This window comes from Bradyrhizobium jicamae, from assembly GCF_018130215.1.
Lineage (GTDB): Bacteria > Pseudomonadota > Alphaproteobacteria > Rhizobiales > Xanthobacteraceae > Bradyrhizobium > Bradyrhizobium jicamae_A.
The window spans coordinates 75,626-83,324 of record NZ_JAFCKQ010000033.1; the positions used below are offsets into that span (position 1 = coordinate 75,626).

The 7,699-nt window shown below is 64.2% G+C and carries 8 protein-coding genes and 1 tRNA gene; 2 read left to right on the forward strand and 7 right to left on the reverse strand.

The annotated features are described in order from the left end of the window. The 5 genes from rplK to JQ586_RS28140 all read right to left on the reverse strand — a co-directional run bounded on the left by rplK (position 1) and on the right by JQ586_RS28140 (position 3,435). Positions 1 to 429 (reverse strand): 50S ribosomal protein L11, encoded by a 429-nt coding sequence (gene rplK / locus JQ586_RS28120; protein ID WP_212397877.1) that lies wholly within the window; start codon positions 427 to 429, stop codon positions 1 to 3. A 128-nt stretch (positions 430 to 557) separates the two neighbouring features. Beyond that, a complete protein-coding gene (nusG, locus tag JQ586_RS28125; protein ID WP_050625731.1) occupies positions 558 to 1,091 on the reverse strand; it encodes a transcription termination/antitermination protein NusG in 534 nt (177 codons plus the stop codon). A 20-nt stretch (positions 1,092 to 1,111) separates the two neighbouring features. Beyond that, positions 1,112 to 1,303 carry a preprotein translocase subunit SecE gene (gene secE / locus JQ586_RS28130; RefSeq protein ID WP_212397878.1) on the reverse strand — a complete coding sequence of 64 codons (192 nt, stop codon included), beginning with the start codon at positions 1,301 to 1,303 and terminating at the stop codon, positions 1,112 to 1,114. A 308-nt stretch (positions 1,304 to 1,611) separates the two neighbouring features. Further along, positions 1,612 to 3,225, reverse strand: a complete 1,614-nt coding sequence (locus JQ586_RS28135; protein ID WP_212397879.1) for an acyl-CoA synthetase — start codon at positions 3,223 to 3,225, stop codon at positions 1,612 to 1,614. A gap of 134 nt (positions 3,226 to 3,359) precedes the next feature. After that, positions 3,360 to 3,435: transfer RNA gene (locus tag JQ586_RS28140), tRNA-Trp, on the reverse strand. A 169-nt stretch (positions 3,436 to 3,604) separates the two neighbouring features. Between JQ586_RS28140 and JQ586_RS28145 the strand changes: the two genes are divergently transcribed. Next, a complete protein-coding gene (locus JQ586_RS28145; protein WP_212397880.1) occupies positions 3,605 to 4,828 on the forward strand; it encodes a serine hydrolase in 1,224 nt (407 codons plus the stop codon). A 103-nt stretch (positions 4,829 to 4,931) separates the two neighbouring features. Here the strand turns inward: JQ586_RS28145 and JQ586_RS28150 are convergent, their stop codons facing one another. Together JQ586_RS28150 and JQ586_RS28155 are read right to left on the reverse strand one after the other, a co-directional pair. After that, positions 4,932 to 5,699, reverse strand: a complete 768-nt coding sequence (locus JQ586_RS28150; protein ID WP_212397881.1) for an SDR family NAD(P)-dependent oxidoreductase — start codon at positions 5,697 to 5,699, stop codon at positions 4,932 to 4,934. A 52-nt stretch (positions 5,700 to 5,751) separates the two neighbouring features. Beyond that, positions 5,752 to 6,447: a histidine phosphatase family protein gene (locus JQ586_RS28155; protein ID WP_212397882.1), complete on the reverse strand. Its 696-nt coding sequence runs from the start codon at positions 6,445 to 6,447 to the stop codon at positions 5,752 to 5,754. Between the two features lie 138 nt (positions 6,448 to 6,585). On the opposite strand from JQ586_RS28155, the gene JQ586_RS28160 reads away from it, so the two are divergent. After that, positions 6,586 to 7,371 (forward strand): SDR family NAD(P)-dependent oxidoreductase, encoded by a 786-nt coding sequence (locus tag JQ586_RS28160; RefSeq protein WP_212397883.1) that lies wholly within the window; start codon positions 6,586 to 6,588, stop codon positions 7,369 to 7,371. Positions 7,372 to 7,699: the final 328 nt, after the last annotated feature.

The window sequence follows — 7,699 nt, forward strand, 5'->3', positions numbered from 1 at the left end:
TTACCCCGCAACTTCCAGACCCATCGAGCGGGCCGAGCCCTCGACCATCTTCATGGCCGATTCGATGGTGTCGCAATTGAGGTCCTTCATCTTCTTCTCGGCGATCTCGCGCACCTGCGCCTTGGTCACCTTGCCGGCCTTGTCACGGCCCGGCGCCTTCGAGCCAGACTGGATCTTGGCGGCCTGCTTGAGGAAGTAGGACATCGGCGGCGTCCTCATCTCGAAGGTGAAGGAACGGTCCGCATAGATGGTGATGATCACCGGGATCGGGGTGTTCTTCTCTTCCTTCTGGGTCTGGGCGTTGAACGCCTTGCAGAACTCCATGATGTTGAGACCGCGCTGACCAAGCGCGGGACCGATCGGGGGCGAGGGATTCGCCGCACCGGCCGGGACCTGAAGCTTCAGGTATCCGGTCACTTTCTTTGCCATTTAGTACTCCTGTTGGGCCGGACGATGCCGGCGGGTTCAGGTTCCGTGGTTCGGTTGAAGGGGCTGGCGACCGCCTCCTCCCTCCCACGGCCTCATCTGACGCGAGGGATATACCCCGCGCCGTCCGGTCAGACCACCTTTTCGACCTGACCGAATTCCAGTTCCACGGGGGTCGCGCGGCCGAAGATCGACACCGCGACCTTCACGCGCGAGCGCGCCTCGTCGATTTCCTCGACCACGCCCGAGAACGAGGCGAACGGGCCGTCGGCCACGCGCACATTCTCGCCGATCTCGAACGACACCGACGCCTTCGGCCGCTCCACGCCTTCCTGCACCTGGTGCAGGATGCGCATGGCCTCGTTTTCCGAGATCGGCATCGGCTTGTTTTCGGCGCCGAGGAAGCCGGTCACCTTCGGGGTGTTCTTGATCAGGTGGAACGCCTCGTCGGTCAGCTTCATCTTCACCAGCACGTAGCCGGGGAAGAACTTGCGCTCGGCGTCGATCTTGCGGCCGCGCCGCACCTCGGTGACCTTCTCGGTCGGCACCAGCACCTGCTCGAACAGCTCTTCGAGCCCGCGCTGCTTCGCCTGCTCGCGGATCGATTCCGCGACCTTCTTCTCGAAGTTCGAGTAGGCGTGAACGATGTACCAGCGCTTGTCCATCAATTGAGTTGCAGTGCTCATCAGTGGATACCCAGTATCAGGGTGACGAGGTAGCGGATGAGCTGATCCGCGGCGAAAAAGAAGATCGAGGCCAGCGCCACCATCACGAACACCATGATCGTGGTGATGGTCGTCTCGCGGCGTGTCGGCCAGGTGACCTTGGCGGTCTCCGAGCGCACTTCCTGCAGGAATTTGAACGGGCTGAAAGCCATCGTTGGGTCCGCGTCCGTCACAGGACGATTTGCAAAGTTTCAAGGAATCCGAACAGCCGATCGCAAGGTCCCAGCCCTCGTTTGGAAGGTTGAGCCGATGAACGAGCTCGAATGTTCGGGGAATTCGGGCCGCGCCGGATATCCGCGATCAAAGCGGGCCGGCTGCGAGTGCGGGGTATCTACTGCGGCGAGGGCCAAACGTCAAGACGCCCCGTCTCCCCCTTGCCCCGGCCGGCGGGAACTGAGCTCCTCGAATCAAGGGCTTAGTCGGCCGGTATCCCCCAATGCGCCCGTTCGCCCGATTCCCCTTATCCGGCAAAGCTCTTCTGCACCGCCTGGTCGAGGGTGGCGCTGCCCGCATGGCGCTGGCGCAGTTCGCGCTTGAGCAGCTTGCCGCTCGGGTTCTTCGGCAGGCTGTCGACGAAGATGACCTGCTTCGGCACCTTGAAATGGGCCATGGCACTAGCGCAGTGCCTGATGACGGCATCGGCATCGAGGCTCTCGCCCGCCTTGACCACCACGATCGCAGTCACCGCCTCGATCCAGCGCGGATCGGGCAGGCCCACCACCGCGACCTCCGACACTGCAGGCAGCCGGTAGATCATCTCCTCGACCTCGCGGCTCGCGACATTCTCACCGCCGCTCTTGATCATGTCCTTCACACGGTCGACCACGGTGATGTAGCCGTCGGCATCCACGGTCGCGAGGTCGCCGGAATGGAACCAGCCGCCGGCGAAGGCGGCCGCGGTCTTGGCCGGATCGTTGTAGTAGCCGGACAACAGATGCGGCGAGCGATGCACGATCTCACCGACCTCCCCGACGGCGACGTCGGTCATGTCGGGATGGACCACCCGCGTCTCCACATTGATGGCGGGCTTGCCGGCCGAACCCGCCTTCGGCAGTTGATCCGCCGGCTCCAGCACGGTCGCGAGCGGCGCAATCTCGGTCTGGCCGTAGAAGTTCCAGAATTTCACTTCCGGCAGCCGGCGCTGCAATTCGAGCAGCACCTCGACCGGCATGATCGAGGCGCCGTAATAGCCCTTGCGCAAGGTCGACAGGTCGGTGCGATCGAACAGCGGCGAGCGCAGCATCGAAATCCAGATCGTCGGCGGCGCGAAGAACGCGTTGATCCCGTGGGCCGCGATCAGCGCCAGGATATTGTCGGCGACCGGCTTGCCTGTGATCAGGCTGGTGGCGCCGAGATAGATCGCGGGGCCCAGGAACACGTCGAGCTGCGCGCAGTGATAAAGCGGCAGCGCATGCAGCACATTGTCATCGACGGCCATGCCGCCATCGATGATGCAGCTGACATACTGCCACATCACGGCCTCATGCGTGAGGATCGCGCCCTTCGGCAGCGACTCCGTGCCGCTGGTGTAGATGATCTGCGCGGGGTCACGGCTGTCGACCGAAACGCCGGGCGCCGAGGCGTCGCTCGACAGCAGGCCGTCGAAGGCCTTGATGCCGTCAGGCGCTGTGGCCGGATCCTCACCGGGCAACCAGACCAGCTTTTCGACCGCGGAACCCTTGGCAGCCGCGGCGCGTCCCGTCTCCACGAAGTCGGGCCCGACCGCTAGCAGCTTCGCGCCGGAATTGGCGAGGATGAAATTGATCTCGTCGGGATTCAGCATGAAGTTGATCGGCACAAGGATCGCGCCGAGCCGCGCCACCGCGAAGCGGAGGGCAGCAAAGGCGTGCGAGTTGCGCGACAGCACCGCGACGCGGTCGCCCTTGACGATGCCGAGATCGCCGAGCCCGCGCGCCAGACGATTGCAGATCGCGTCCATCTCCGCGAAGGTCCAGCTCACCTCGCCGCAGATCAGCGCAGTCTTGGCCGGATAGCGCCGCGCAGACCGGCGCAACAGATCACCGATGCTGTGCTCGCGTGCGTGCTCGATGGTGGCTGCGAGATCTCCGCTCATGTGTCCCTCCCCAATGTGCTTGCCGTCATTGTTATGGTTTTGGCCTTCCGGCCGCATGCTCATCAAGTGAGCGAAAATGATCATGGCCGGAGCTCAAAGCCTCAGCCAACCCATTCAAATTGTTTGATAAAAGCTGGCAGGAGTGGCAGGGCTCGAACCTGCGACCCCCGGTTTTGGAGACCGGTGCTCTACCAATTGAGCTACACTCCTGCAGGGAACCTGCGTCGCCGCCGGTTCGCGCCGTTTCAAGCACAGGGCATGGCCGGTTTGCAAGGGCGAAGCGGTGAACCTCCTGTTCATTGCAGAGCTTCTGCGCCAGAGTTCGCCCTTCACCGCCCGCCGGCGGCCCGCCGCAATAACCAAGACCGAGGGAGAGACCATGAACGCTCAGACCGCCAGCAAGCACGCCGCCAGCCTGAAAACTCCGTCCCTCCCCCTCGCCAAACCCGAAGCGATCGGGCTGTCGAGCGCGCGGCTGCAAGGGATGAGCGATACCTTCAAGCGCGAGGTCGACAAGGGGGCCACACCCGGCGTGACGGTGCTGGTGGCGCGGCGCGGCCAGATCGGCTGGTTCGACGCGATCGGCCGGCAGAACCCGCTGGCCAGCGCGCCGATGGCGCATGACACCATCTTCCGCATCTTCTCGATGACCAAGCCGATCGTCTCCATCGGCATCATGATGCTGCTGGAGGACGGCCACTTCCTGCTCAGCGATCCCGTCGCGAAATTCATTCCCGAGTTTTCCGAGACCAAGGTCGGCGTCGAGCACAATGGCGAACTCGAGCTCGTCCCGGCCAGGCGGCAGATGACGATCCAGGACCTGCTCCGCCACACCTCCGGACTTACCTATGACCACACCGGCACCAGCATGGTGCAGCGGCTCTACCAGCAATCGCGGCTGCGCAGCCGCAAGATCACCAATGCCGAGCACGCCGCAATGCTCGCCGGCATGCCGCTGATCTGCCAGCCCGGTGCCGAGTGGAACTACAGCCGTTCCACCGACATCCTCGGCCGAATCATCGAGGTCGTCAGCGGCCAGACGCTTGGCGCCTTCCTGAACGAGCGCATCCTCGCTCCGCTGCAGATGACCGAGACCGCGTTCCATACGCCCGAGGCCAATGCCGGCCGCCTGGCGGAGGCGTTCGCAACTGATCCCTGGAGCAAGGAGAAGGTGCAGCTCTTCAACATGCTGGAGAAGCCCGCCATGGAATCCGGCGGCGGCGGGCTGGTCTCGACCACGATGGACTATGCACGCTTCGCGCAGTTGCTGCTCAATGGCGGCTCGCTCGACGGCGTGAGGATCATCGGCCGCAAGACGCTGCAATTGATGGCATCCGATCATCTCGGCGCCGACGTCAAGATCCAGGGCACCCTGGTGCCTGCAGGCCACAGCTTCGGCCTCGGCTTCGCCGTGCGCACCCATCAGGGCATCGCGCCTTTCATGGGCTCGCTCGGCCAGTTCTTCTGGAGCGGCATGGCCGGGACGTTCTTCTGGATCGATCCGAGCGAAGATCTGATCGCTGTCTTCATGATGCAGGGCCCGGGCCAGCGCGAATATTTCCGCTCGCTGGTGCGGAACGGGGTGTATGCGGCGGTGGAGTAATTGGTCATTCCGGGGCAGCCCGCAGGGCTGAACCCGGAATCTCGAGACCGGTGCGCGAGATTCCGGGTTCGCGTTTTCGCGCGCCCGGAATGACTTCCCGCCATCAGCTGATCGTGGCGCCGCCGTCGATCACCACGGTCTGGCCGGTCATGAAGTCGCCAGCGCGCGATCCCATGAACACCGCGCAGCCCGCGATCTCGTCCGGCACGCCGATGCGCAGCAGCGGCGAGCGCGCGGTCGAGGCCTTCAGGTTGTCCGGATTGTCCCACAGCGCTTTGGCAAAATCGGTCTTGATCAGGCCCGGTGCAATGCAGTTCACGCGGATGTTGTGCTTGCCGTATTCGCAGGCGAGGTTGCGCGCGAGCTGCATGTCGGCCGCCTTCGAGATCGCGTAGGCGCCGAGGATGGTCGAGCCCTTGAGGCCGCCGATCGAGGACACGATGATGATGGAGCCGTCCTTGCGCTCGATCATCTGCGGCACCACCATCGAGATCAGCCAGTTGTTGGCGACGATGTTGTTGTCGAGAATCTTGCGGAACTGGTCGTCGGAGATGCCGGCGAGCGGACCGTAGTACGGATTCGACGCTGCGTTGCAGACCAGCACGTCGATCCTGCCGAATGCGCGGTTGCTCTCGTCGACCAGGTTCTGCAGGTTTTCCTTTGACGAGATGTTCGCGGCGATCGCGACCGCCGTTCCCTTGCCGAACTTCCCGTTGATCTCGCCGGCCACCTGCTCGCAGACGTCGGCCTTGCGCGAGGAGATCACGACCTTGGCGCCGTGCTCCGCCATGCGCTCGGCGATCGCCCGGCCGATGCCGCGCGTCGAGCCGGTGACGACGGCAACTTTTCCCTTCATGTCGAACAAGGTCATGTTTCTCTCCCAGGTGTGAGGTGTTGGATTCTGTGATGGACCGGTCTGTTGATCATGCGAGCTTCACTTCGGGCCCGGCAGGCTGATGCATCGCCGCGTGCCGCGGATCCGATATCCAGGGCTGCTGGTTCACCATCGGCAACCGCCATGTCGACACGCCGGGTGCGGCGAAATGATCGAGCCGCGTCACCGAGACGTTCTCGACGTCAAACGAGAGTCCCCGCTCCGGCTGTCCGCCGAGCGCGAGACCGACGGCGGCCTTGATCACGCCGCCATGGCCGGCGGCGATGATGTCCTTGCCGGCTTCCGCGGCCGTGATGCGCACGATGGCGCGGCAGACACGGGTGTAGAGATCCATGAAACTCTCGCCGCCGGGCGCAGGCTCGTTGACGTCGGCGAACCAGGCGCTGCCGGGCGGACGGCTGGCGAGAATAGCAGCGCGGTTCTTGCCCTGCCACTCACCCAGATGCTGCTCGGCGAACGCTGCCTCCTGGGTCATCGTCTCAGGTTTCGGAAAGCCCGCGGCCCAGATCGCGTTGGCCGTCTTGTGCGTGCGCTTCAGATTGCTCGAATACCACACCGCGTTGCGCGGCAGGATCTTTGCGACCGCCTCGAACACTTCGGTGTCGCTGGTGTCGCAGTCGATGTCTTCCTGGCCGTAGATGTTGCCGCCATCGCTGCGCACCGGCGCGTGGCGAACCCACCACCACCGCGTCACCGTCGTCTTCGGCTTGTCTGCATTGGACATCGGATGAGCCCTTCAATACTGTCCCTCGTCGCTGTACGTCAGAGCATACATCGTCTCAAGTGCTTCGGACGTTTGAAATCTTGTTTGAATTCCGTCGCGCGGCAGACGCGCGACGATCACGTCACCAGGGAGAAAAACATGGGCCGCCTCGAAGGCAAATCCGTCATCATCACCGGCGCGGGAAGCGGCATCGGCCGCGCGGCCTCGCTGCTGTTCACCAGGGAAGGCGCAAAGCTGATCGCGGTCGATCGCACCGACGGCGTCAACGAGACCGCAAAGCTGGTGCGCGATGCCGGCGGCACCGTCGAAGCGGTCAGCGCGGACGCGGGCTCGGAAGCCGACGTGAAGGCGTTCATCGACAAGGCGCTCGCGACATACGGCAAGCTCGATGCGATCTGGGCCAATGCCGGCGTCAGCGGCGGCCTCGTGCCGCTCGCCGACCAGACCCCGGAACACTGGCAGGAAGTGCTGCGCGTCAACCTGATCGGCCCGTTCCTTGCGATCAAGCATTCGATCCCGCACATGACCAGGCAAGGCTCCGGCTCGATCATCTGCACCGCCTCGGTCGCGGGCCTGAAGGCCGGCGCCAGCGGACATCCCTACGGCGCCAGCAAGGCCGGCGTCATCAGCCTGGTGCAGACCACCGCCTACTCGCTGTCCGGCACCGGCGTGCGCATCAACGCGGTTTGCCCGGGCCTGATCGAGACCGGCATGACCAAGCCGGTGTTCGATCGCGCCAAGGAGCGCGGCACCCAGGACAAGATCGGCCAGCTCAATCCCTTGAAGCGCCCCGGCCAGCCGCACGAGCTCGCTGCAATGGGCCTGTTCCTTGCGAGCGACGAGGCCTCCTACGTCAACGGCCAGGCCATCCCCGTCGACGGCGGCCTGACGGCGTCGATGCCGTACACGGGGAAACCGATCTAGCACGGGCTCTCTGCATTGTCGTCCTGGCGAAAGCCAGGACCCACACCCCGCAGCGGATGTTGTGAGAGGGCTTCGTGGTTCCGGCATCGCGCAGCAACCAACATTTGCGGTCATGGGTCCCGGGCCCCGTGCGCAATTGCGCGCCAGGCCGGGACGACATCGAATGTGTTGCGCGCTCGTGAGTCATACGTCCGCATTCTCGCGACATGGACCGTCCGAGCTTTTGCTTTGATCTTCGCCGCCCTGAACTCAGAGGGCGCAGGGAAAGCCGGGTGCCGATCGCACCCATGGGCCCCGTGCAAGGTAGAAAGCACGGGGGTAGGACCAC

Bases quoted from the DNA above. Each gene is read 5' to 3' on its own strand.
- JQ586_RS28155 (WP_212397882.1), bottom strand. From the start codon at position 6,447: ATGTCCAATGCAGACAAGCCGAAGACGACGGTGACGCGGTGGTGGTGG.
- nusG (WP_050625731.1), bottom strand. From the start codon at position 1,091: ATGGACAAGCGCTGGTACATCGTTCACGCCTACTCGAACTTCGAGAAG.
- JQ586_RS28145 (WP_212397880.1), top strand. From the start codon at position 3,605: ATGAACGCTCAGACCGCCAGCAAGCACGCCGCCAGCCTGAAAACTCCG.
- JQ586_RS28160 (WP_212397883.1), top strand. From the start codon at position 6,586: ATGGGCCGCCTCGAAGGCAAATCCGTCATCATCACCGGCGCGGGAAGC.
- rplK (WP_212397877.1), bottom strand. From the start codon at position 429: ATGGCAAAGAAAGTGACCGGATACCTGAAGCTTCAGGTCCCGGCCGGT.
- JQ586_RS28135 (WP_212397879.1), bottom strand. From the start codon at position 3,225: ATGAGCGGAGATCTCGCAGCCACCATCGAGCACGCACGCGAGCACAGC.
- JQ586_RS28150 (WP_212397881.1), bottom strand. From the start codon at position 5,699: ATGACCTTGTTCGACATGAAGGGAAAAGTTGCCGTCGTCACCGGCTCG.
- secE (WP_212397878.1), bottom strand. From the start codon at position 1,303: ATGGCTTTCAGCCCGTTCAAATTCCTGCAGGAAGTGCGCTCGGAGACC.